We start from the raw sequence: 22022 nt of genomic DNA, 5'->3' as shown, positions 1-22022 counted from the left end.
GGGATAGAATGAATAATAAATCACATTATATGGAACCCAGAAAAAGTGGTATGATAGTTATGACCTAAAACGTTACCAAATGCGTCAATACTGGGACTAAATATCATTTATTTAATGAAATAGGATTGACTATTTGCAGGTAAAACGTTAAGATTAATGTGAATTTTCATACAAAAAAGGTTAGGAGTGGGATATCATGAAAATCAAATCAGTTATTACGGGTGCCTTGGTTGTGGCAATCTCCGCATTAGCTTTAGCAGGTTGTGGTAGCAGCTCTTCTAGTTCAAGCTCAAGTTCATCGAAGAAATCTTCTTCAAGTTCTTCAGCTAAGACAACGAAGGTTGCTAAATTAACCGCCGGCAGCAAAATGAAAGCGGGTACTTACGCGCTCGAAGAACAAAACTATTCACATGGCTACCGCACTAAGATGAGCATCACCGTCAACAATAAGGGGAAAATCACAAAGTCCAGTTATGACCAAGTGAACAAGAACGGCAAGTCCAAGGTTGACGATACTTCATATAACAAGCAAATGAAGAAGATCGCCGGTACCAACCCTAAGACTTACATGCCTAAGTTGAACAAGACGTTGACCGGCTCCGCTGCAACTGGTAACGTTGGTTCCATCGACGTTGTTACGGGTGCTACGGAATCTTCCAAGACGTTCCAAAACTACACGCAACAACTCGTTCAAGCTGCGCAAGCGGGTAACAAGTCTACCATCAAGATCGACAATGGCGCTAAGATGAAGGATGGCACTTACAAGCTGAACGAAAAGAACTACTCACATGGTTATAAAGTTACCTTTGCCATCACGGTCAAGGACAACAAGATTACTAAGTCTGAATATAACCAAGTTAATAAGAACGGCAAGTCCAAAGTTGACGATGCTGCTTACAACAAGCAGATGAAGAAGGTTGCTAAGACCAATCCTAAGACTTATCAACCAGCTTTGAACAAGTCCTTGGTCAAGAGCAGTGATCCAACTAAGGTTGACGTTGTGACGGGTGCGACTGAATCATCCAGCACCTTCATTCTTTATGCGGAACAATTACAAAATGCCGCACAAAAGGGTGACACTAACACGATCACGGTTGACAACATGATTTTCTCTGAATAAGCAAGTTAACGATTAAATTTTTGAGGCCTGAGGCGCATGCTGAGGGCCTTTTGTTTTACTTAAGCGAAATCAGACGACATAGCTGGTGAAGGCAGAACTCGTTTTGGCCTTAAAAAGGGTCGCAGCGACTGTATCAGCATCACCGGATGGCGTCAATTTTGGTATAAATGTTAGGACAATTTTTGGTATAATGACGATTGAAATTATAAACTAGGGGAAGTATTGGGCATGAAGCTAAAAAAATGGATTCAAATTGGGTTAATTGCGGTACTGATTTTACCGCTGTCTGCTTGTGGAATCACTTCCAGTAAACAAAAAAACGCTAGCAGTCGGCCGAAGCCAACCAAGGTGATCAAGACACCGATCGAAGATACCCAGTTCATGATGGGGACCGTGGTGACGCTACGGATTTATAATAAAGGGAAAGACAAGGTTTTGGACGGTGCTTTTAAGTTGCTGAAATCTGAAGCTAAAAAGATTACGGTCAATCAAAAAGGGTCCGAAATCGACAAAATCAACGCGGCTGCTGGTAAGCACCCGGTCACCGTTAGCAAGGACATCTATCCGATGATCAAAGCAGCCTATTACTACAGTGAAAATTCGGATGAATCCTTTGATTTAGCCATTGGACCAATCACGTCGCTCTGGCACATCGGTTTTTCCGATGCGAAGGTGCCGACGAAACAAGAAATTGCGACCAACGTCAAACTGGTCGACTATCGCCAAGTTAAATTGAACGATAAAAAACGGACGGTTTACCTGAAGAAAAAGGGGATGCAGCTTGACTTGGGCGGCATTGCGAAAGGCTACATGACTGATCAAGTGAAGACTTACTTGCTGGACCACGGCGTTTCTACGGCTATTATTGACCTTGGGGGTAATATTTATGTCTTAGGTGACAGTCCAAAGGGCACTAAGTCTGGCAATTGGACGGTCGGCATTCAAGACCCGAAAGCATCACGGGGCACGGCGATTGGCTCGTTACCGGCTAAGAATATGTCGATCGTGACTTCCGGTATTTACGAGCGTTACCTGAAAAAGAATGGTAAAGTTTACAGCCATTTGATGGATCCGCAAACCGGTGCGCCTTATCAGAATAACTTGATGGGTGTCTCGATCATTTCGAAAAAGTCAGTTGATGGCGATGCGCTGTCGACGGCCACGTTTGATAAAGGCTTGCGCAGCGGCATGAAGTACATCAATAGTAAAGCAGACCAAGGAATCGGCGCTATTTTTATTACCAAGGACAAGAAGGTGTACGTTTCTGATAATCTGAAGAAGAAATTCACGCTATTTGGCGATGACGGCTATAAATTTGGTCCGACGAGTGATTTAAAGTAGGTCTGTGTGAGGTTTGCTTAAACCAACGCGCGTGAGATATGGTATGATAATAACCATGAATTTTAAGGAAATGAGGGACAATGGTGAATCCGATTATTGACGTTCAACATTTAGATTATCGCTACCCGCAACAGGCAGCGGACCAGTTAACGTTACATGATATTTCATTTACAGTCATGCCGGGTGAGTGGGTCGCCATTGTCGGCCATAACGGTTCAGGTAAGTCGACACTGGCTAAGAACCTGAACGGCTTACTCGCACCAGCAGCGGGTACGATTAAAATCGACGGGCAAGTGTTATCTGAAGACACCGTCTGGGATATTCGTAAAGAAATCGGGATGGTCTTCCAAAACCCGGATAACCAGTTCGTGGGGGCGACGGTGGAAGACGATGTTGCCTTTAGCTTGGAAAATCAAGGGATTCCACGCCCAGAGATGCTGACCCGTGTCAAAACGGCGCTGACTCAAGTCAATATGCAAGACTTCGCGACCCGGGAACCGGCCCGGCTGTCTGGTGGTCAAAAACAACGGGTGGCACTGGCTGGGATGATTGCGGCGCGACCACAGATTTTGATTCTGGACGAAGCCACTTCGATGTTGGATCCCCGCGGACGGCAAGAAGTTCTGGCAACGATTCGCGAGATGAAGGCCAATTCGGAATTGACCGTGCTATCGATCACACATGATATTGACGAGGCGGCAAGTGCCAACCGCGTGCTGGTTATCAATGACGGCCAATTGAAGGAAGAAGGCACGCCCGCTGAAATCTTCCAACACGGTGAAGCATTGATCAAAATGGGACTCGATATGCCGTACGCGGAACGGCTAAAAGCGGCATTGAAACGTCAAGGCTTACAAGTGCCCACCAATTATTTAACAGAGAAAGGAATGGCGGACTGGTTATGGCAATTACGTTCAAACAAGTAGATTTTACTTACCAACCGGGTACGCCGTTCGAAACTAAGGCGCTAAGTGACATCAACGTGACGATTCCCACCGGTTCGTATACGGCACTGATTGGGCATACCGGTAGCGGCAAGTCGACCTTGCTGCAACATTTGAATGCCTTACTGAAACCCACTAGTGGGACCGTGACGATTGGTGAACGAGTGATTACACCAACTACCAGCAACAAGGATTTGAAGCGACTTCGGCAACACGTGGGCATCGTTTTTCAATTTCCAGAAAGTCAGCTGTTTGAAGAGACGGTTGAAAAAGACATTGCCTTTGGCCCCCAGAACTTTGGCGTCAGTGAGGCAGATGCCTTGAAAACCGCCGCTGAAATGCTGGATTTGGTTGGCTTAGATGAATCACTATTGTCGCGGTCACCTTTTGACCTGTCAGGTGGCCAAATGCGACGGGTCGCGATTGCTGGTGTTTTAGCGATGCAGCCCCAGGTGCTGGTGTTGGATGAACCGACTGCCGGTTTGGACCCCCAAGGACGCTTGGATATGATGGAAATGTTTGCCAAACTGCGCCATGAGCGGAATTTGACGGTCGTATTGGTCACCCATCAGATGGACGACGTTGCCAATTACGCGGATAACGTCATCGTGATGGACCAGGGAAAAATCGTGAAGACCGGCACGCCACGGGATATTTTTAAAGACCCCGAATGGCTGACGGCTCATCAATTAGGATTACCGAAGACGACTGCCTTTGCTCGGACTTTGCAAGCACAAGGCTGGCAGTTTGATACGCTGCCACTGACGGAGGATGAATTTGCGCACGATTTGATGCAACAATTACCACCGGCCGCCTTAGCGAAGGGGGTGGCGACCCATGATGAATAAATTGATTTTTGGGCGCTACATTCCCGGCGAGTCAGTGGTCCACCACATGGACCCGCGCGCCAAGTTGTTACTGAGTTTTTACTTTATCGGGATCATTTTTATCGCCAATAATTGGCTGACGTACGCGGTGTTGTTTGCCTTTACGCTGTTTGCGATTTATTTGTCAGGTGTCAAATGGTCGTTTTTCATCAATGGGGTTAAACCATTGATTTGGCTGATTTTGTTCACGGTGATTTTGCAGATCCTATTCAGTGCCAGTGGTGGCCACGTTTATTTCAAATGGGGCATTATCACCATTAGCCAGTTTGGACTCGTCAATGGGGTCTACATCTTCTTCCGGTTCGTGCTGATCATTTTCATGTCCACGCTCTTGACGCTAACGACGCCACCGCTGGAATTGTCGGATGCCATCGAGTATCTGCTGATGCCATTGCGGGCAGTCCGGTTTCCGGTCTATGAAGTGGCACTGATGCTCTCAATTGCGCTACGCTTCGTGCCGACATTGATGGACGAAACTGAGAAAATCATGAATGCCCAACGTGCGCGTGGTGTCGACTTCGGTGAAGGCAATATTTTTCAACAAATGCGTGCCGTCGTGCCACTATTGATTCCACTATTTGTCAGCTCATTCAACCGGGCTGAAGATTTAGCTACGGCCATGGAAGCCCGTGGTTATCAGGGTGGCGAAGGCCGCAGCAAGTATCGAATTCTCAAGTGGCATGCTCGTGACACTTGGGCGACCGTGAGCTTTGCGGTATTAACGGTCGTATTGGTCTTTTTACAAGCCTAAAACAAGTCAATTCAACGTGGGCGTCAGACGATGGCGGCCCACGTTTTTAAATGATGGAGGGATACTGTGACGACGCGTTATAAAGTTGTTTTAGCGTATGACGGAACTAATTTTGCAGGATTTCAACGCCAACCACACCAACGGACGGTCGAACAAGTTCTGACGAAGGCGGTCAATAAAATGGCGAAGGACCCGGCCGAACCGATTGTGATCTATGGTGCTGGGCGGACGGATGCCGGCGTACACGCCTTTGGCCAAACGCTACATTTTGACTTGCCATATGAAATCAAGCCAGAGGGGGTCCGACGGGGATTAAACAGTATGCTGCCCACGGACATGATTATCAAGGCCGTGTCAATCGTGGCGCCGGACTTTCATGCGCGCTACGATACCGTTGGCAAGCGCTACTGGTATCGGGCCTACCAGAATGAATTTGTCGACCCGTTTAAACGCCACTATACGGGACACTTCAAATTTCATGCCGACATTGAGCGGATTCAACAGGCGATTGGCGATCTAGAAGGACGCCATGATTTTTCGACCTTCGTGGCATCTGGGTCGCAAGCGCATGATCACGTACGGGAGATTTATTCTGCCAAAGCGTGGGCGCTACCGGATGAAGATGAGATTCAATTCGAATTTTGTGGCAGCGGCTTTTTATATAACCAGGTGCGTATCATGGTGGCCGTCCTGATGGAAATCGGGCAAGGCCGCCGCGCAGTCGACTGTATTCCGGCCTTGCTGGCGACTAAGGACCGTGAACAAGCCCGCGGAACGGCACCAGCGGCTGGACTTTATATGAAAAAAGTGTATTATGAACAAAATGAATTACAAGCAGATTTGATTAAGTATTGACTTCTATGGCTAAGTTAGGTAAACTAATCGTTGGTATTGTTTGCCCCACGATAAGCCCCGGAAATCTTATTGAGTGTCAAACAAACACAGAAAATGGAGGAACACAACGTGCGTACAACATATATGGCTAAACCAGGTGAAATTGATCGTAAATGGTATGTAGTTGATGCAACCGATGTACCTTTGGGTCGTCTTTCAACTGTCGTCGCATCAATCTTGCGTGGTAAGAACAAACCTACCTTTACCCCTAACGTGGATACTGGTGATAACGTTATCGTTATTAATGCAAGCAAGGTCGCTTTAACTGGGAAGAAAGCAGAACGGAAGATTTATTATCATCATACTGCTTATGCTGGTGGTTTAAAGGAACGGACTGCCGGTGACTTCTTAGCAAAGGAACCTACTAAATTGATTGAAACTTCAGTTAAGGGTATGCTTCCTCACAACTCTTTAGGCCACAAGATGGGCTTGAAGTTGCATGTTTATGCTGGTGCAGAACATACGCAACAAGCGCAAAAGCCTGAAGTTTTGGACATCACTAACTTAATCTAAGGAGGAAACTACATTGGCTCAAGTACAATATCGCGGCACAGGCCGTCGTAAAGATTCAGTAGCCCGCGTACGCTTAGTACCAGGTACTGGTAAAATTGTTATGAATGACAAATCTGTTGAAGATTACATTCCATTTGCAGATATTCGCAAGGAATTGTTACAACCATTCGAAGTAACTGAAACAACTGATCAATATGATGTTTTAGTTAACGTTAATGGTGGTGGCTTCCATGGTCAAGCCGGCGCAACTCGTCATGGGATCGCTCGTGCTTTGCTCGAAGTTGACCCAGATTTCCGTACTCCTTTGAAGCGCGCGGGTCTCTTAACTCGTGATGCTCGTATGAAGGAACGTAAGAAGCCAGGTTTGAAGAAAGCCCGGAAAGCTTCACAATTCTCAAAACGTTAATATTATCCAAAAACGTTGGTATAACAACATTTTCTGGCTATATGAGAAAGCACCTGTCTGCGGACGGGTGCTTTTTTTGGCGAAAATATCAAATAATGGCAGGATATAGTGTAACAAGGCAAGCGCTTGATGGCTAGGAACGTGATGTGGTAAGTCTTTTGAATCTTGATACTAATCTTTAATTTTCTTGGTTAGATTGAGAAGTGTTTCAAGTACTGTGGTATAGTCAAGTTCCTTTGCATAGTCGTATTGTCGGCGGTATTGTTGCCATGAAGTGCATAGACTTTCAGAATTAGATAGGGCATTAATTTCAGAAACGCGATTCTCAACGGTTTTCGTTGGAATGTGGTCAAATGCAGCACTCTTGAAAAATTCTTTTGTTAGAAGTGTTTGCTGGATATCCTGTTGATAGAGTATCGATAATGAGTAAACGTCGAATAAATCTTTAGCTCGAGTGTTTAGCATACCATGATTTAGAAACGCAGATAATTTATCCGCTAATATTTTTTCGACTGGAATGGCATAAATTTTAAATGATTCATCACTATTTAAAATACTTTTATGGTTAAACGTGATTGGAATTGTTTCGTAGTGGTTACCTTTGGAAATATCTAATTTGACGTTGATTTTGCTTTTACCCATTTTGGCTAATAAAGTAACCCGAATTCCAGGATAATCATCATCAAGTTGTTTTTGCACGATTGACTTAATGCTAAAGCCGATATAATCATCGGATTTTTCAAAAACTTCATTGAGGATGGTTTTTAATCGATTTGGTTGTAAAGTTGGCCCAATATAGATTGCATCTAAATCCTGAGTCATCCTGTTTTCAATTCCAACTAAACTTTGAATTTCAAATCCACCTTTAAGCACAAAGTAATGGCCATAATCAGATTCAGAAATCTGCTTTAAAAAATGTTCTAGAAAAAATAGTTTCTGAAAATGTTGAATATTATAGCCTAGTTCACGAGCACGTTTGCTGATTTGTGGTAAAATTTTATCCACTTCTGTCATTGTTGATAAACCTCCATTACTTTTAGTAACGTACTGTTAGGATATAAGTTGTTTTTGAGCTCAGTTAATGCTCTGATTTGTGCTGCAGCAGGTGAACTGGCCAAATATCTTTGTAGGGCATCATTTTTGATGTAGGGTTGGAGTTGCTTTGATTCCCAAACATCGAGTAATGTTCGCTCTTTAGAATAGACATTAACCGTACCGCCATTTTCGGTTTGGCGGGTTGTGATGTCAAGTAAATAACGATTCTTTGAAAGGTAGCGCGCATTGAGATGGTATTTGGTGATAGCTGACGAGCTTGGGTGATAGCCTTGTGGAAAAGTCACATCATAATGCAGCGGCATTTCATCAGTTAAATCATAAATAATCAAGGCACTAACTAATGACAAGATACCACGAGAGAATTTTTGACTGATTAAGCTAAATTCATCAAGTAGATAGCCGGGAAAAACATAAATACCACGGTCAACCTTTTCGATAGCCCCATCGGTTGATAACTTCCGAATTTGATCTTTTGATAGTCCGTATTCTCGCGCAGTTTTAAAAGTAAATGTTGGAAAATCACGTTCAAGTCTCCTTAAATCATCCATGATTGTGAAAGCCTCCCTATATACTATGTTTCATGATGTTTATAGTATATAGGGTGGGAGGGAGACATGCAACTTTTAATGTGTTTTCTGAGGATGGACCTAATTATTTATCAAAAAAACATAGTGTCTGCAGTTAGTGCGATGCTCCACATCATCATGTTTAAAACTGCGCGATCAATAGTTATTTGCTAACAATCAAGTCGTATTCGCAAAAGCTTGCATACCTGTACGTAAAATTGTCTAATTAAAGTTAGAGAAAGGGTGAATGTCATGCGTGCGGTTCCATACAACCAGTTTCAACGGAATCTCAGTACTTACATGAAACAAGTTAATCATGATTCTGATCCGCTGCTGGTAACGACGAAACAGCCTGAGAATGCAATAGTGGTTATCGGAAAACGCGATTACGATGCCATGCAAGAAACGATGTATCTGTTATCGAGTGAAAAAACGCGCGCTGAGATTAATCGTGGCGCCGCACAGTTCAATGATCATAGTGGTGGATAGTATAATCTCGTCCTTGAAATATCATTATTAATCATTCTGACCAATGAACAGACATGGTCGCAGGGCCCAATGCACCAGTACCGCTGGAAAGTGGCAGTATAAAATTTCTACGGCCGTTCTGTCAATGAGTGACGACGATAAGCGATTATTGAGGATATAGGACTGTTGAAATGAATTAAGAACGTTAATTTTGGAGGAGGGACAGACCGATGGGCGATGAATCACTAAGCTATGCCAAACAACACAAACTAGAATTTTGGGAGATGCTCGTTAAAGATAGTCCTGTCAATCAGCGGCAACAAGCGATTTTTATGGCGGGTACACCTGGAGTGGGGAAGACGGAAGTCGCTGAAGAATTTGTGAAACTTGGCACCGGACTAGTGCGATTGGATGCGGATTGGTTCAGACAATATTTTCCTGGGTATACTGGTCAGAACGCTGCCGATTTTCAGCGCGGATCAGCCTGGTTAGTGGACTGGTGTTTCACACGCCTGATTAAAAAACACTATTCATTTATCCTTGATGGGACGTTTGCTTTCTCGCGTGCCACCATGAATATTCAGCGCGCGTTAGATCATGATTATGACACGACCATCTATTTTGTCAATCAAGATCCAGTGGTTGCCTGGGATTTCACTAAAGCTCGCGCGATTAAAGCCGGCCAGGTTGTCCCTAAAGAGCGGTTCATCAATGCTTATGACAAGTCTCAAACCAATGTCGCGGAAGCCAAGCGTTTGTTTGGCGACAACATTGAATTATCTTTAATCCTGAAAAATTATCAAGATAATATTGAGGATATCATGGAAGATGTTGAAAATATTGACCTGATTCTGCCCACTTTGTTTAGTAAAACTGAATTGGAGGCCCGTTTAAATGATTGAAAAAAAAGAAGTCGATGCCATTATGGCAAAATATAATCATGATTTTGCGTTATTTTCCCAACAAGCGACGCGTCAGGAATATAAAACGGTACTTCATTACGTGGCCCAACAGGCTAACAAGAAGCAACGTCAAGTCGCCGGACTAGAATAGCAATTATGGCTGAATGGTTTACAAGCAACGTTATGTTGTCCTGAAATTTATGCCCTGCAAAATTCCAAACGAGTGCGCCGGCAGCAGCATCATTTGAAATCACCCGTCGCTCAGTCGCCTAACTGCACGGCATTGCACTTGCATCCGAACTAAAAAATCACGTTCACCCACCAACACAACTGTTGGATCGAGCCGAACGTGATTTTTAATTTATTGACGTTTAGTTTTTCCAAATGAGAAGACGGCGACACAACCCAGGCCAGTGTGACTCGTAATGGTCGGTCCGATGTTGGCGAGAATGATTTCGGCGTTCGGAAGTTTGGCTAGGATCTGGTCACGAACTGTTTGTGCCGCATCATCGGCATCGCTAGTTGCGACAATAATGCGCGGGTCGTCCTGATTACGACAATCAGCCAGCGTGTTTTTCACGAGGGCTGATAATGAACGACGCCGTGAACGCACTTTTTGAACTGGGCGCAAATGGCCTTGGGGATCGACATCCATCACCGGCTTGATTTGTAGTAATGAACCAACTGTGGCCGATGTCCGGGACACGCGCCCACCGTGATACAGGTAGTTGAGATCATCGACCGTGAACCACTGATGATAGTATAGACGGTTGGCCGTCAGCCAGGCTGCGAGTTCGTCAATTGGCATCCCAGCGTTGCGTTTATCGATGGCGTCGAGGAGCATCAACCCCTCACCGCAGCAAGCCGCTAAGGAGTCGACCAGATAGATTTCCGCGTCCGGGTAGTCTTGCAGGAGCATTGTTTTGGCTTGCTCAGCGTTGTTAAACGTCCCGCTCAAGCCGGATGAAAAGCCGAGGTACAGGATTGGCGTTCCAGCTTGGACGTACGGTTTGAAGAATTCGACAAACTGGCCGATATTGATTTGGGCGGTCGAGGGCATGACGCCGTTACCGATCTGTTGATAGAACTGGTCTAAATTAAAATGGTGTCCCAGATCATCCACGTATTCCTGGTTATTAATGGTGACGTTCATGGACACAAAGTGCACGTCATTGTCCTGAAGCAGTTGATATGGTAAATCAACGGTTGAATCTGTTAATAACTGATACATATGCGTTCTCCCTTAAATAGTCTTACCGTTACATTGTACGCTTATTTACGGTGGCGTGTGGGATTTATCATGAAAATGAATCGGTTATTTCTGAAAGTCTCACAGGTGTTGTGCACGAACTGTTGTGGCAAACGAAAAGTGGCAATGCTTGCCGAAACAGGCTATGCGACGGCTGAAGCTAGTCGAGGAGTCGCGACAAACTGATCGTCAAAACGCGGTCGATGGCGTCGGGTTGTTGCTGGCGATATGCTGCGGCCCCGGTTTCATACAGCAAGTGCAACCGATGACCGTGAACGGTGATTTGTTCCAGCTGCGGTGGTAACCGATACGTGGCTATGACGGTCGGGGCTGGCACTGCTGAAGCGGCGGCCATTTTGAGTATGACTAATTTTGATGCGTGCTGACCGTATGATTGTGAGCATAAGGCGTACTGACGATAAAACGTGATGCCTTGGAGGTTGGCAGGTAAATTGCTTTGCCAGTCGCTGACAGCACGTTGCAATCGGTGTGTGTGCGTTGGATTTGAATTTGCGGTTGGTACTGCGGCAATCGGGTGACCAGCCGTGTTTAATGGAAAACGGGCCATCAGGGTGGGGTGGCCAGATTTGAATTGCCCAACGTACAGCGCCTGGTGATGATACGTCAGCATCGAAGCGTTCGATAAGTTCGGCAGTAGCCAGCGTTGTTGGTAATGTACGGCCCGCATCGTCACTGGATTAAAGCGGTGGACGGTGGCTAATGGCAGACTGGCGATAAGACCGTGATTACGACGATGACTGCATAGCCAGATCCGGCGGTGACGCGGGTCGTACGCGATACCACCAACGTGTGGTTTACCGCGTAATAGGACCGTGTTTTCCAAGCGGTTGGTGCGACGATTTTGAACGTAAATCACTGATTGCGTTTGACCAGTGGCATCGTACGCGGTGATGAGGCGATAGCGACCGGCGAGTGTCATGCCTTGTGGAATCATATTGGGTGATGTGACTAACGCACCGTTGTGCAGGTTACGCGACAGGGTAGTTTGCAACCCCGGCTGAACGGTGGCGGTAGCCGGGGACAGCGGTGAGTCGGATGAAATGAGTCGTGCTAAGTCCGGATAGTGCTGAATCGTTTGATTCAAGGTCGTGGGTGAAAAAACGGCGGTCGTTGACGTGGTGCGACTCGGATTAAACGGGGTCGGTAGAACAGACCGGACCCGGCTAGCGTCAGCGGACGTGACTGCTAGCGTGATGATTGCAACTAGTGTCAACCAGCCTAAACCCCAATAGTATTTCTTTCGCATAACCTCGCCCCCCAAGCGTTGTTTAGTCATACTATAGCATGGGACCCCGGAGAGATTGTTCACGAGCAGAAGGTTAGTTAAATAACAAAATGAGTGATGAGGAAAAATCAAAAAGTTGTTAAAATGAAACTGGCTCACATTTTAATTTAATTATATTTACATATTCTCTTGAAATTCTTAATTAACAACCGGATAATAGTCGGTATAAAAACGACCGGCAACTCATCTGGTATGCGGCCTTAATTATGGAGGATGACATCATATGCGAATTAGTGCGGAAGCAGAACGACAATTTTTGGAAGCGGTGTTTAAAGCGCAACAGTTTAGTGCTAAGGATGGGGCGTTACTAGCTGACACCTTAGTGGACGCGGACTTACGGGGGATTTCCTCACATGGGATTCAACGCCTGGCTTGGTATACGCGGATGATTCAGGACCACACGTTGGAACCGGCACACCAACCGAAGATTTTAAACGAAACCCCGACGAGTCTACTGATTGACGCCAATCAGAGCATGGGACAGATTGCCTCCGCTTTTGCGATGAACAAATTGATTGAAAAAACGAAGAAGCTGGGCGTCTCCTTAGCCGTCATTCGCAATTCAAACCATTTTGGTACCGCGGGATATTACTCGCGGATGGCTTGCAAAGCTGGCTTGATCGGGATTTCGAAGACCAATACACGTCCATTAGTGGTACCGACGAACGCGACAGAAGCCTTTTTAGGCTCAAACGCCCTAGCATTTACTTTCCCGGCCGACCCACATCCGTTCGTTTTCGATGGGGCTACGGCGGTCGTGTCTAGTGGGAAGATTCAAGTGCTCGCTAAAAAGGGCGCACAAATTCCCGGTGATTGGGCGGTTGATGAGCACCGCAACGTCTTACACGACGCTCAGACGGTCGAGGATAATTTAGCCAAGATTGCCTTTTCGGAAGACCGTCCTGGTGGGGGTGTCCTGACACTGGGTGGCCCAGATGAAGTCAACTCCAACTACAAGGGCTTTGGTAATTCGTTGATCATTGAGTTACTGACCGGAATCCTGGCGCAGGGGTCGTTATCAGCGGACACCAATACGGGTAAACATGATTTCAGCCAGTTCTTCATGACGATCGACCCGGCACTGTTTGGTGACCCCGATGTGTTAAAGGCCAATGTGACGACTATGTTTGACCGGATTCGCCACTTGAAACACTTGCCAGGAACGAAAATCATGATTCCAGGTGACCGCGAATACCGGCATTATGATGAAAACCTGGTTCAAGGAGTCAGCATCGATCCCCAGACATTGACGGAAATGCAGCAAGTTGGAGCGCAATTTGGCGTGGCGGTTCCTGCTGAATTGAAGGCGTCCTTGAACGACTAAATTAGTGTAACTGTGACAATGATTGTGACTAAAATTCAGGTCACATCAACTGACGATAGTGTGGTCGGTATCGAATGATGATGCTGGCGACGCTATTTTTGGTTACCGTGGGTGGCTATCAGTGATTGGGGAGGAGTTCGTCGTGCTGATTGTGATTGTGTTGTACGGGAATGAGGAGGTACGATTTGAGCAGTCGTTCGGACAAGTCATTCAATTAAGATGAACGACGGAAGCTGGCGATTTGTTTGGTGGAATGGCCCGGTATGATACTGACTTGTGGGGGTAAACTGGCCGCTTTGACGTTGACGAGTAGGTATATTTAGACGAGTTCGCCCGTGAACATCGATAAACGCCGTCCTAAAATTTATTTTTGAAAAAATTCTGGAAGTTAATTTCAAAAATCATCTCATGAGCAGTGTCTTAAAGAATGTTGATTTGTCAGCGCTGGTTAGCGATAGTGATTGATCAGATTGCTGATTAAATTGGTTGTGATAGCCGTCATTTTTGACGATTAATAGAAAAAGTTTGCAAAAATCATTTGACAATTCTATCGGTTAGCCGTATATTTGAAATCATCAAATACACATTAGAAATTAAGGAGATTTTAATCATGACGATTACGAGCAATGCACAATTGAATTCGTATTATTATTACTGGTTTACTTAGTGCCTCGGCATCCACTGCGAGGCACGCCCTCGCAACGGATGTGACCAGTAAATTTTGACATGATTAAAATTTATGGAAAGTCATATCAGTGTTGTGAACAACCACTGTGTGACTTTCCGGCTTCTTAGCCGCGGTGTCGATTGGGATACCCGGGGACGAGGCAAAAGGCTCACAGTTGGTGAAAACTGTGAGCCTTTTTTTCGACCTAATATGTTACCTAATATGTTACCTAATATGTGATCCAATATGTGACCGACATTCGACTGAACACGCAAAAGGAGCGAATTATATGCAAAAATTTGATGAAATTGATGATTTGGCCGTGGCCAACTTACGGGTATTGAGTGCAGAAATGATTGAACGTGCGGGTTCTGGGCATCCGGGACTACCACTGGGTGCAGCGCCAATGTTATGGGCGTTGTGGAGCAGGCACTTACGCATTGATCCGCAACAGCCACAATGGTCTAACCGTGACCGCTTCGTCTTATCGGCTGGGCATGGTTCAGCGATTCTCTACAGCTTGTTACATATGAGCGGTTTTCAGGTGACAATGGCAGACCTGCAGCACTTCCGCCAGTTTGGCAGTCATACACCGGGGCATCCGGAATTAGGGGTGGTTGATGGCGTGGAGGCGACGACCGGACCACTCGGACAAGGCTTAGGCATGGCAGTCGGGATGGCACTGGCAGAACGGCACTTAGCTGCCCAATTCGCGAACGCGCCACAATTGGTTGACCATTACACCTACGCGTTGGTCGGGGACGGCGATTTGATGGAAGGTGTCTCACACGAAGCCGCCAGCTTTGCCGGTAATCAGCAGTTGAGCAAGCTAATCGTGTTGTACGACGATAACAGCGTCTCACTAGATGGACCGACCAGTCGCTCATTTCGCACTGATGTCAACCAACGCTTCGATAGTTACGGCTGGGCCACGCAAACGGTCACGGATGGGAACGATTTGAGGGCCATTAACGCGGCCATCGAACGGGCCAAGCAGGAGACCCGCCCGAGTCTAATTGCCGTTAAAACAACGATTGGCTACGGCGCACCCCAAGCTGGCACCAACGCCGTTCATGGGAATCCATTAGGCGCCGCCGGTTTGGCAAGTTTGCGCGCAACGCTGAATTGGGATGCCGCCCCGTTCACCGTCTTACCAGCGATTGCCAAACGCGCGCACGAGTTGATCCAACGGCGCGGTCAAGCTGCTCATGTCCAGTGGCAAGCACAACGAGATCAGTTACCCGTTGCGACTCAGCGCCAGTTTGACCAACAGCTGCATAATGGATTGCCAGTCGACTTGGCAACTAGCCTGCCAACCTTTGACGAAGGGGCGCAAGCATCACGCATGACCAGTCATACGGTGATTCAACAATTAGCTGACCGGTTACCGGGCTTGCTCGGTGGCGCAGCGGACCTGGCGAGTTCAAACAAAACGACCATTGAAACGGACCAACTAGCCACGCCAGCGAGTCCTGAACAACGCAACTTGGCTTTTGGGGTTCGCGAGTTTGGAATGGGGACGATTCTGAACGGACTGGCACTTCATGGCGGCTTACGCGTCTTTGGTGGAACTTTCCTCGTCTTCTCCGATTACACCCGTGCGGCAATTCGACTGGCAGCGATGATGAAGTTACCCGTCACTTACGTCTTCACCCATGATTCGATCGCGGTCGGTGAAGATGGACCGACCCATCAACCGATCGAACAAGTGATGAGCTTGCGGTTGATACCGAATGTGACGGTGATTCGACCCGCTGATCCAAATGAAACCGTCGCTGCATGGTGGCAGGCAATCAATGCGACGAATCATCCCACTGTGTTAGTTTTGACCCGCCAAAACTTAGCGGTGTTACCGCATTCCAAGTCGTTGGCGATGACCGGGGTCGCCCGCGGCGGTTACGTGTTGTCACCACAACGCGGCAAGCAACCGATGGGCATTTTGATTGCGAGTGGATCCGAAGTTGATTTAGCGTTGCAAGCGCAAGCCAAATTGGCGGCGCAAGGCACAGACGTCAGCGTCGTTTCCATGCCATCAATGGAGAATTTCGCACGGCAATCAGCCACGTATCAAGCGCAAGTCTTGCCACCACAAGTTCGGCGGCGCGTCGCTATCGAGATGGGGGCGACCCTCGGTTGGGAACGCTACGTCGGACTGGATGGCGCGGTCATCGGCATCGACCATTTTGGCGCGAGTGGCGCGGCTGAGCAAGTCTTGGCCGCCAACGGGTTTACCGCTGAGGACATCGTGCAGACCTACCAGCGTTTGCCTATTGATACGACACAACAGTTACGCGTTATTTAGAAAGGAAGTCGTCATATGATTGATGGAGAAACGGCGTTATTTGGATTTATCGCGCACCCCGCACGGCACAGTCGCTCACCGCGGATGCATAATTTAAGCTTTGATCACTGGGGGCTAAACGCCCGCTACTTAGCGTTTGACGTTGCCCCCGACCAGCTAGCAGGCACGATTGCCGGAATTCGCAGCATGGGCATCGCCGGGGTCAACTTATCGATGCCCTTCAAGCAAACTGTCGTCCCACTGCTGGATGAGTTGACCCCGCGTGCACAACGCATTCAAGCAGTTAATACGATCAAGAACGTTCATGGCAAGTTGATTGGTGATAGCACGGATGGCGCAGGCGTTTTTCAAGATTTACAACACCAAGGTCTGCATTTGACAGGCAAACGGGTGATGGTGCTCGGCGCGGGCGGGGCTGGTAAGGCGATTATCGCTGCCGCACTGGATTATGGTGTCGCGAGCGTGACGGTCTTCAAGCGCAACAATGAGCGCTTTTCCGCGGTCAAACGCTGGCTCGAACAGCTAAGCCAGACGACCAGCGTTGAGTTGAAATTAGTTGCTTATGAAGACCATCAGCAGATGCAACAAGTGGCGCAGTCCAGTGACTTGATTATTAATGCGACGAATATTGGGATGACAACAACTGGCATCCCGTTACCACTTGAGACAATTCGTCAGTTAAAACCGCAACAAACGGTTTATGACGTGATTTACCAACCACTGGAAACGACTTTTCTACGACTGGCTCGTCAACAGGGCTGTCACAATCATAATGGGCTCGGTATGTTGATCTGGCAGGGTGCCCTGGCCTTTGAGTTCTGGACGGGGAAGCCGATGCCAGTCGCAGCAGTCCGACAAGATATGTTAGCAAGTATTCAAGCCAGCCAGCCACTTGCGGCACGGGCCTAACGCATCAAAATTTGAGACCTAAAATTTGAGAATTGATATTGGAGGAATTATCATGATTATTATTTTAAAACCAGCAACTGCCCAGGCCATGCAGGCCAAATTAGTGAGCCAATTTGGCGCCGACCACGAGATCTTCACACATAACGAGCGCATCGCGATTCAAGGTATCACGGCCAATCAACTGCCAGCGGATGTTAAAGCTGCCAGTACCGAAATTTTGACGGATGTACCCGCTGCTGTGCAAAGTAGCCGTTTATTTCATCCCGAAGATACGATTATTAAAACACCCCATAGTGTGATTGGCGGTGACCAGTTCGTCATGATGGCCGGCCCTTGTTCGGTTGAGAGTGCTGAACACGTTGATCAGATGGCCGCTGTGGCCAAGCAGGGTGGCGCGACGATCGTCCGGGGTGGCGCCTTCAAACCGCGGACCTCACCATACAGTTTCCAAGGACTCGGTGAGACCGGGCTGCAATACTTACGAGCGGCTGCCGATAAGCACGGCCTCGATATGATTACGGAAGTCATGGATGATGAACACGTTGCCATGGTTGCGAAATACACGGATATCTTCCAGATCGGTGCCCGCAATATGCAAAACTTCTCGTTACTCAAAGCGGTGGGGCAAACCCAGATTCCAGTTGCATTAAAACGCGGCATGTCGGCGACCATCGATGACGTTCTCAACGCAGCTGAATACATTGCCGCGGGTGGTAATCATCAAATCATGATTTTAGAACGGGGCATCCGGACGTTTGATAATAAGTACACCCGCAACACGTTTGATTTAGGGGCCGTACCGGTCTTGCAATCGCTGACGCACTACCCCGTTATCGTCGACCCTAGTCACGCGGTCGGTACTTGGGAGCTGGTGACGCCAATGGCCATGGCCGGGGTTGCGGCGGGGGCTAGTGGAATGATCGTCGAAATCCACGACCAACCGACTAAGGCCTTGTCGGACGGTCCTCAGGCACTCAAGCCCGCGACTTACTTGAAGATGGCGCGCCAAGCCTTCCAGTTGCACGACTTGATGCGGACTTGGGCGTAGGCACGCTTATGAAAACAATTAACGTTACCACTAAAACCAAATCTTATGCCATCAAAATTGGAACCGGCGCCCTATCACAGCTCGGCGACCTGGTCAAAACAGTCTGGCAACCCGGTCAAGTGGCCGTTGTCACGGATACGAACGTGCATCCGCATTACGCCCAACCAGTGGTCACGGCACTGAAGGCGGCCGGGTTTCAGGTGCACGTGCTGACGGTGCCGGCTGGCGAGCAGAGTAAAAGTTGGGCACAAGTTGAACGACTGATCGACCAGCTGAGCCGCGCCCATTTTACGCGCAGCGATGGGGTACTGGCACTCGGCGGCGGTGTCGTGGGTGACCTAGCCGGATTTGTCGCGGCGACCTATATGCGGGGCATCGGCCTGATCCAAGTGCCGACCTCCTTGTTAGCACAGGTCGACAGTTCGGTCGGTGGCAAGACCGCAATCGACCTGCCAACGGGTAAAAATTTAGTTGGTAGTTTCTATCAGCCAGACCTCGTTGTCATTGATCCTGACACGCTAAAAACACTGCCAGCGCGGATGTTGGCGGAGGGATACGGGGAAATCGTCAAGTGTGCTGCATTGGTCGGTGGCGATTTCTGGTCATTATTACAACCCATTACTGATGTCACCGCAATTTTACCAGCGGCACCAGCGTTGATTGCGGCCAGCGTGGCGTTTAAAGCCCAAATCGTGATGGCAGATGAACACGAGCAAGGTCAGCGCCAGCTCTTGAACTTTGGTCACACGATTGGTCACGCCCTCGAGCTACTAGCACGCGGCTGTTTGATGCATGGCGAAGCGGTGGCAATTGGCCTCGTTCAAGTCAGTCGATTGTTCGCCATGCACGGATTAGCACCTGCTGAGTTGGCAGAAACGATTGCTGCCCGGTTGAGCGCGGTCGGCTTACCGACCAAGTTGCCAGCCATTGCATCCGCTGAGGTGGTGGCAGTGATGCACCATGATAAAAAAATTCATCACGACGCGTTAACCTGGGTCTACTTGGATGCAATCGGTAAGCCCAAATTAGCACCGGTACCTGTCGCAGAACTTCCCGCCTGGGTGGCGCCCTTGTGGCAGTTACCGACAGAGGTGGCGGGGCCGACTGACAACTGACGTCAAGATGACTGATAGGTGCGTGATTGAGTCGTACAGAAAATTGAACGTTCAGGTTTCTGTACGAAGCGTGCACTCACGCTAACACTTAAAGATGATGTTGGTAGATGCCATGAGCCCGGATTGAATCAAGCCTAATACGAAATAATAAAGCGCACCAGGTGTCCTACGCGCAAGCACAAAAAACTCGGTTCAGCATTGCTGACCGAGTTTTTGTATTGGCTGGCCCATGTTTTGCCAGCACTAATTTGAGCACAGCATGACAATTTACCAGTATCCCAGCACGTGCATCCAGAGGGTTCCGCCGACACCCCAAACGAGTAAGTAAAAGCCGCCCAGGATGAAATTCAAGCGCCACCAAGTTGCTTGAGTGACGTAGCCCGGGCCAAACATGATGGATGCGGGACCGTTGGCATAGTGGGTCGTTGAACTGAAAATCGCACCATCAAAGCCGAGTAACAGGGCCGCTAACATTGGCGGTGCGCCAGCTGAGATCGCAACACCTAAGAATGCAGCGTACATGGCTGAGACGTGGGCAGTTGCGCCGGCAAACAGGTAATGGGTGTAGAAGTAGACCAGCATTAACGCTGCCATGACCCACATCCAGTTGACGCCGTGCAATGCTTGTCCAATAGCGGCCGATAACCACGGGATAAAGCCGAGATGGTTGAGCTGTCCGGCCATGAAAATCAAAATTGAGAACCAGACCAGGGTGTTCCAAGCACCAGTTTCGTGCAGCAAGTCACTAACGCTGAGGACCCCGGTAATTAAGAGGAGGGAGACGGCGATAAACGCCACCAGAGTCGCATCTAGGCCAATCAAACTGGCGAGGATCCAGAGGATGAGCGCCAAGCCGAAAATCAACGCCATAAATTTTTCTGGTAACCGCATCGGTCCCATTTTAGTTAATTCTTGATGGGCCCAGGATTGGGCGTTCGGCGTATCTTTGATTTCAGGTGGATAAAGTTTGTAAATGATGGCAGGAACACAAATCAGACTGATGAGACCGGGCAGCAGGGCGGCCAGTAGCCAGCCAGTCCAAGTAATATTAACGTGCAGAGCCGCCGCTAAAGCAACTGCGACTAGGTTTGGCGCCATGGCTGTCATGAATAGGCCACTGGTTGCGATGTTGCCATGAAAGGCGGTCATCATGAGAAACGCGCCGATTTTGCGCTGGGTCCCTTGTTGCGGGTCGGAACCGTACGCTTTGGCTAGTGATTCGATAATCGGAAAGACGATGCCGCCAGCACGCGCAGTGTTACTCGGTGTCGCGGGACTCGTGACTAAGTCCACACCAATTAGGGCGTAGGCTAGTCCGAGTGTTCGTTTGCCGAAGCATTTGACGAACACTAACGCGACTCGCCGACCCAGACCCGTTTTGACAAAACCGCAAGATAAAAAGTAGGCCATCGCGATCATCCAGACCGTACTATCACCAAATCCTGCAATCGCGGTATCAATCGGCGTGACGCCCAATAGCACACAACAGGTCAGGCCGATGATTGCGACCCCAGCGATGGGTATCGGTTGGGTAATACATCCGATGATGGTACTGACAAAGATTGCCAACATTTGCCATTCGAGCAAACTCAAATCACTTGGACGCAGCGGGGCAGCCAGCCAAAGTATCAGGCCACAACTGAGCGGCCAAATGAGTTTTCGATAGTTGACTGGATTCAAATGTGACATACGTAAAACCGCCTTTCAATTAACTTCAGCTGAGGTACGCTAGTCTGAACTGGCTCGGTCAGGCTGTGGGGTATCAATCACAACTGGCATACTTACCAGTCGTTTGGTCATCTCTGAATGTTCAACTAGCCAATCGGTCCTCAGAGTAGACATGTCAGTGTAAACCGAGTTCTAGCTTGGCAGCTCGTGACATCTTAGCGACTGACCATGCAGGTTCCCAGACAAGATTAATGAGCACCTGGTCAACATCATTCAACGCGCCTAGTGCTGCCTTGATGTGGTCGTCCAGATAGCCCGTCAATGGGCAGCCCATAATGGTGAGCGTCATCGTGACGGTACACAGTTGAAGGTCGGCGTCATAAGCAACGTCGTAAATTAACCCCAGGTCGACGATGTTAACGCCGAGTTCGGGGTCGATGACGGTTCGTAAGGCGGTTAACGCCGCTTCCTTAGAACTTGTTTAAAATCTAATATATTTGGTATGATAGTTCAAAAAAGGTGATTAGTCATGAACTACCCAAGCAATATTTCCCGCCAACAATTTGAACTCATTCGTCCCGACTTA

The 22022-nt window shown here is 48.1% G+C and carries 21 protein-coding genes and 1 pseudogene; 16 read left to right on the top strand and 6 right to left on the bottom strand.

The window, feature by feature from the left end; translation table 11 throughout:
* Window positions 1-196: 196 nt before the first annotated feature.
* From pplA to rpsI, 8 genes are all read left to right on the top strand, one after another.
* Complete coding sequence (pplA, locus tag MZO40_RS11320) at window positions 197-1120, top strand: extracellular electron transfer flavoprotein PplA (protein WP_252133292.1); 924 nt, start codon at window positions 197-199, stop codon at window positions 1118-1120.
* Between the two features lie 228 nt (window positions 1121-1348).
* Complete coding sequence (locus tag MZO40_RS11315) at window positions 1349-2461, top strand: FAD:protein FMN transferase (RefSeq protein ID WP_050338970.1); 1113 nt, start codon at window positions 1349-1351, stop codon at window positions 2459-2461.
* 83 nt (window positions 2462-2544) lie between these two features.
* Window positions 2545-3387, top strand: coding sequence for an energy-coupling factor ABC transporter ATP-binding protein (locus tag MZO40_RS11310; protein ID WP_162985067.1), 843 nt, complete (start codon window positions 2545-2547; stop codon window positions 3385-3387).
* On the top strand, window positions 3363-4253 hold the full coding sequence (locus MZO40_RS11305) for an energy-coupling factor ABC transporter ATP-binding protein (protein ID WP_252133291.1): 891 nt from the start codon (window positions 3363-3365) through the stop codon (window positions 4251-4253). The genes MZO40_RS11310 and MZO40_RS11305 overlap by 25 nt, the downstream gene beginning before the upstream one ends.
* Window positions 4243-5043 carry an energy-coupling factor transporter transmembrane protein EcfT gene (locus MZO40_RS11300; protein WP_252133290.1) on the top strand — a complete coding sequence of 267 codons (801 nt, stop codon included), beginning with the start codon at window positions 4243-4245 and terminating at the stop codon, window positions 5041-5043. The genes MZO40_RS11305 and MZO40_RS11300 overlap by 11 nt, the downstream gene beginning before the upstream one ends.
* 66 nt (window positions 5044-5109) lie before the next feature.
* Window positions 5110-5898, top strand: coding sequence for a tRNA pseudouridine(38-40) synthase TruA (gene truA / locus MZO40_RS11295; RefSeq protein WP_050338966.1), 789 nt, complete (start codon window positions 5110-5112; stop codon window positions 5896-5898).
* Window positions 5899-6006: 108 nt separating this feature from the next.
* Entirely contained in the window at window positions 6007-6450 is a 444-nt protein-coding gene (gene rplM, locus MZO40_RS11290; RefSeq protein WP_003638098.1) for a 50S ribosomal protein L13, read from the top strand.
* A gap of 13 nt (window positions 6451-6463) precedes the next feature.
* Window positions 6464-6856 carry a 30S ribosomal protein S9 gene (gene rpsI, locus MZO40_RS11285; protein ID WP_003638099.1) on the top strand — a complete coding sequence of 131 codons (393 nt, stop codon included), beginning with the start codon at window positions 6464-6466 and terminating at the stop codon, window positions 6854-6856.
* A 171-nt stretch (window positions 6857-7027) separates the two neighbouring features.
* Here rpsI and MZO40_RS11280 read toward each other — a convergent pair whose 3' ends face one another.
* Window positions 7028-7870 carry a nucleotidyl transferase AbiEii/AbiGii toxin family protein gene (locus tag MZO40_RS11280; protein WP_252133289.1) on the bottom strand — a complete coding sequence of 281 codons (843 nt, stop codon included), beginning with the start codon at window positions 7868-7870 and terminating at the stop codon, window positions 7028-7030.
* On the bottom strand, window positions 7867-8460 hold the full coding sequence (locus MZO40_RS11275; protein ID WP_050338964.1) for a type IV toxin-antitoxin system AbiEi family antitoxin domain-containing protein: 594 nt from the start codon (window positions 8458-8460) through the stop codon (window positions 7867-7869). Before MZO40_RS11275 ends, MZO40_RS11280 begins: the two co-directional genes overlap by 4 nt.
* Before the next feature lie 270 nt (window positions 8461-8730).
* Between MZO40_RS11275 and MZO40_RS11270 the strand changes: the two genes are divergently transcribed.
* The 3 genes from MZO40_RS11270 to MZO40_RS11260 all read left to right on the top strand — a co-directional run bounded on the left by MZO40_RS11270 (window position 8731) and on the right by MZO40_RS11260 (window position 9999).
* Window positions 8731-8967, top strand: a complete 237-nt coding sequence (locus tag MZO40_RS11270) for a type II toxin-antitoxin system Phd/YefM family antitoxin (protein ID WP_105962091.1) — start codon at window positions 8731-8733, stop codon at window positions 8965-8967.
* A 209-nt stretch (window positions 8968-9176) separates the two neighbouring features.
* A complete protein-coding gene (locus tag MZO40_RS11265; protein ID WP_252133288.1) occupies window positions 9177-9848 on the top strand; it encodes a zeta toxin family protein in 672 nt (223 codons plus the stop codon).
* Window positions 9841-9999 (top strand): hypothetical protein, encoded by a 159-nt coding sequence (locus MZO40_RS11260; RefSeq protein WP_165860950.1) that lies wholly within the window; start codon window positions 9841-9843, stop codon window positions 9997-9999. The genes MZO40_RS11265 and MZO40_RS11260 overlap by 8 nt, the downstream gene beginning before the upstream one ends.
* A 210-nt stretch (window positions 10000-10209) precedes the next feature.
* On the opposite strand, the gene MZO40_RS11255 is transcribed toward MZO40_RS11260, so the two are convergent.
* Together MZO40_RS11255 and MZO40_RS11250 are read right to left on the bottom strand one after the other, a co-directional pair.
* A complete protein-coding gene (locus tag MZO40_RS11255) occupies window positions 10210-11079 on the bottom strand; it encodes a DegV family protein (protein WP_105962093.1) in 870 nt (289 codons plus the stop codon).
* Window positions 11080-11257: 178 nt separating this feature from the next.
* Window positions 11258-12364 (bottom strand): hypothetical protein, encoded by a 1107-nt coding sequence (locus tag MZO40_RS11250; RefSeq protein WP_122217445.1) that lies wholly within the window; start codon window positions 12362-12364, stop codon window positions 11258-11260.
* Window positions 12365-12626: 262 nt separating this feature from the next.
* Here MZO40_RS11250 and MZO40_RS11245 point away from each other — a divergent pair, with 262 nt between their 5' ends.
* The 5 genes from MZO40_RS11245 (at window position 12627) to aroB (ending at window position 19768) form a co-directional block, all read left to right on the top strand.
* Window positions 12627-13727: an Ldh family oxidoreductase gene (locus MZO40_RS11245; protein WP_252133287.1), complete on the top strand. Its 1101-nt coding sequence runs from the start codon at window positions 12627-12629 to the stop codon at window positions 13725-13727.
* Window positions 13728-14683: 956 nt separating this feature from the next.
* Complete coding sequence (gene tkt / locus MZO40_RS11240) at window positions 14684-16696, top strand: transketolase (protein ID WP_105962096.1); 2013 nt, start codon at window positions 14684-14686, stop codon at window positions 16694-16696.
* Between the two features lie 15 nt (window positions 16697-16711).
* Entirely contained in the window at window positions 16712-17605 is an 894-nt protein-coding gene (locus MZO40_RS11235; protein WP_105962097.1) for a shikimate dehydrogenase, read from the top strand.
* A 52-nt stretch (window positions 17606-17657) separates the two neighbouring features.
* A complete protein-coding gene (gene aroF, locus MZO40_RS11230; RefSeq protein ID WP_105962098.1) occupies window positions 17658-18653 on the top strand; it encodes a 3-deoxy-7-phosphoheptulonate synthase in 996 nt (331 codons plus the stop codon).
* Between the two features lie 8 nt (window positions 18654-18661).
* The gene (gene aroB, locus MZO40_RS11225; protein WP_252133286.1) at window positions 18662-19768 is read left to right on the top strand and encodes a 3-dehydroquinate synthase; all 1107 of its coding nucleotides are present in this window, start codon (window positions 18662-18664) and stop codon (window positions 19766-19768) included.
* A gap of 267 nt (window positions 19769-20035) precedes the next feature.
* Here the strand turns inward: aroB and MZO40_RS11220 are convergent, their stop codons facing one another.
* Both MZO40_RS11220 and MZO40_RS11215 read right to left on the bottom strand, forming a co-directional pair.
* Window positions 20036-21457, bottom strand: a complete 1422-nt coding sequence (locus MZO40_RS11220) for a DASS family sodium-coupled anion symporter (RefSeq protein ID WP_252133285.1) — start codon at window positions 21455-21457, stop codon at window positions 20036-20038.
* 154 nt (window positions 21458-21611) lie between these two features.
* Window positions 21612-21908, bottom strand: a pseudogene (locus MZO40_RS11215) (metal-sulfur cluster assembly factor); the annotation flags it as partial.
* Between the last annotated feature and the right edge of the window lie 114 nt (window positions 21909-22022).

The sequence above is a fragment of the Lactiplantibacillus sp. B652 genome (genome assembly GCF_023806745.1).
Lineage (GTDB): Bacteria > Bacillota > Bacilli > Lactobacillales > Lactobacillaceae > Lactiplantibacillus > Lactiplantibacillus pentosus.
This window is presented reverse-complemented; position numbering and strand designations above follow the sequence as displayed.

Bases quoted from the DNA above. Each gene is read 5' to 3' on its own strand.
- pplA (WP_252133292.1), top strand. From the start codon at position 197: ATGAAAATCAAATCAGTTATTACGGGTGCCTTGGTTGTGGCAATCTCC.
- MZO40_RS11315 (WP_050338970.1), top strand. From the start codon at position 1,349: ATGAAGCTAAAAAAATGGATTCAAATTGGGTTAATTGCGGTACTGATT.
- MZO40_RS11305 (WP_252133291.1), top strand. From the start codon at position 3,363: ATGGCAATTACGTTCAAACAAGTAGATTTTACTTACCAACCGGGTACG.
- MZO40_RS11300 (WP_252133290.1), top strand. From the start codon at position 4,243: ATGATGAATAAATTGATTTTTGGGCGCTACATTCCCGGCGAGTCAGTG.
- MZO40_RS11280 (WP_252133289.1), bottom strand. From the start codon at position 7,870: ATGACAGAAGTGGATAAAATTTTACCACAAATCAGCAAACGTGCTCGT.
- MZO40_RS11275 (WP_050338964.1), bottom strand. From the start codon at position 8,460: ATGGATGATTTAAGGAGACTTGAACGTGATTTTCCAACATTTACTTTT.
- MZO40_RS11270 (WP_105962091.1), top strand. From the start codon at position 8,731: ATGCGTGCGGTTCCATACAACCAGTTTCAACGGAATCTCAGTACTTAC.
- MZO40_RS11265 (WP_252133288.1), top strand. From the start codon at position 9,177: ATGGGCGATGAATCACTAAGCTATGCCAAACAACACAAACTAGAATTT.
- MZO40_RS11260 (WP_165860950.1), top strand. From the start codon at position 9,841: ATGATTGAAAAAAAAGAAGTCGATGCCATTATGGCAAAATATAATCAT.
- MZO40_RS11255 (WP_105962093.1), bottom strand. From the start codon at position 11,079: ATGTATCAGTTATTAACAGATTCAACCGTTGATTTACCATATCAACTG.
- MZO40_RS11250 (WP_122217445.1), bottom strand. From the start codon at position 12,364: ATGCGAAAGAAATACTATTGGGGTTTAGGCTGGTTGACACTAGTTGCA.
- MZO40_RS11245 (WP_252133287.1), top strand. From the start codon at position 12,627: ATGCGAATTAGTGCGGAAGCAGAACGACAATTTTTGGAAGCGGTGTTT.
- tkt (WP_105962096.1), top strand. From the start codon at position 14,684: ATGCAAAAATTTGATGAAATTGATGATTTGGCCGTGGCCAACTTACGG.
- MZO40_RS11235 (WP_105962097.1), top strand. From the start codon at position 16,712: ATGATTGATGGAGAAACGGCGTTATTTGGATTTATCGCGCACCCCGCA.
- aroF (WP_105962098.1), top strand. From the start codon at position 17,658: ATGATTATTATTTTAAAACCAGCAACTGCCCAGGCCATGCAGGCCAAA.
- aroB (WP_252133286.1), top strand. From the start codon at position 18,662: ATGAAAACAATTAACGTTACCACTAAAACCAAATCTTATGCCATCAAA.
- MZO40_RS11220 (WP_252133285.1), bottom strand. From the start codon at position 21,457: ATGTCACATTTGAATCCAGTCAACTATCGAAAACTCATTTGGCCGCTC.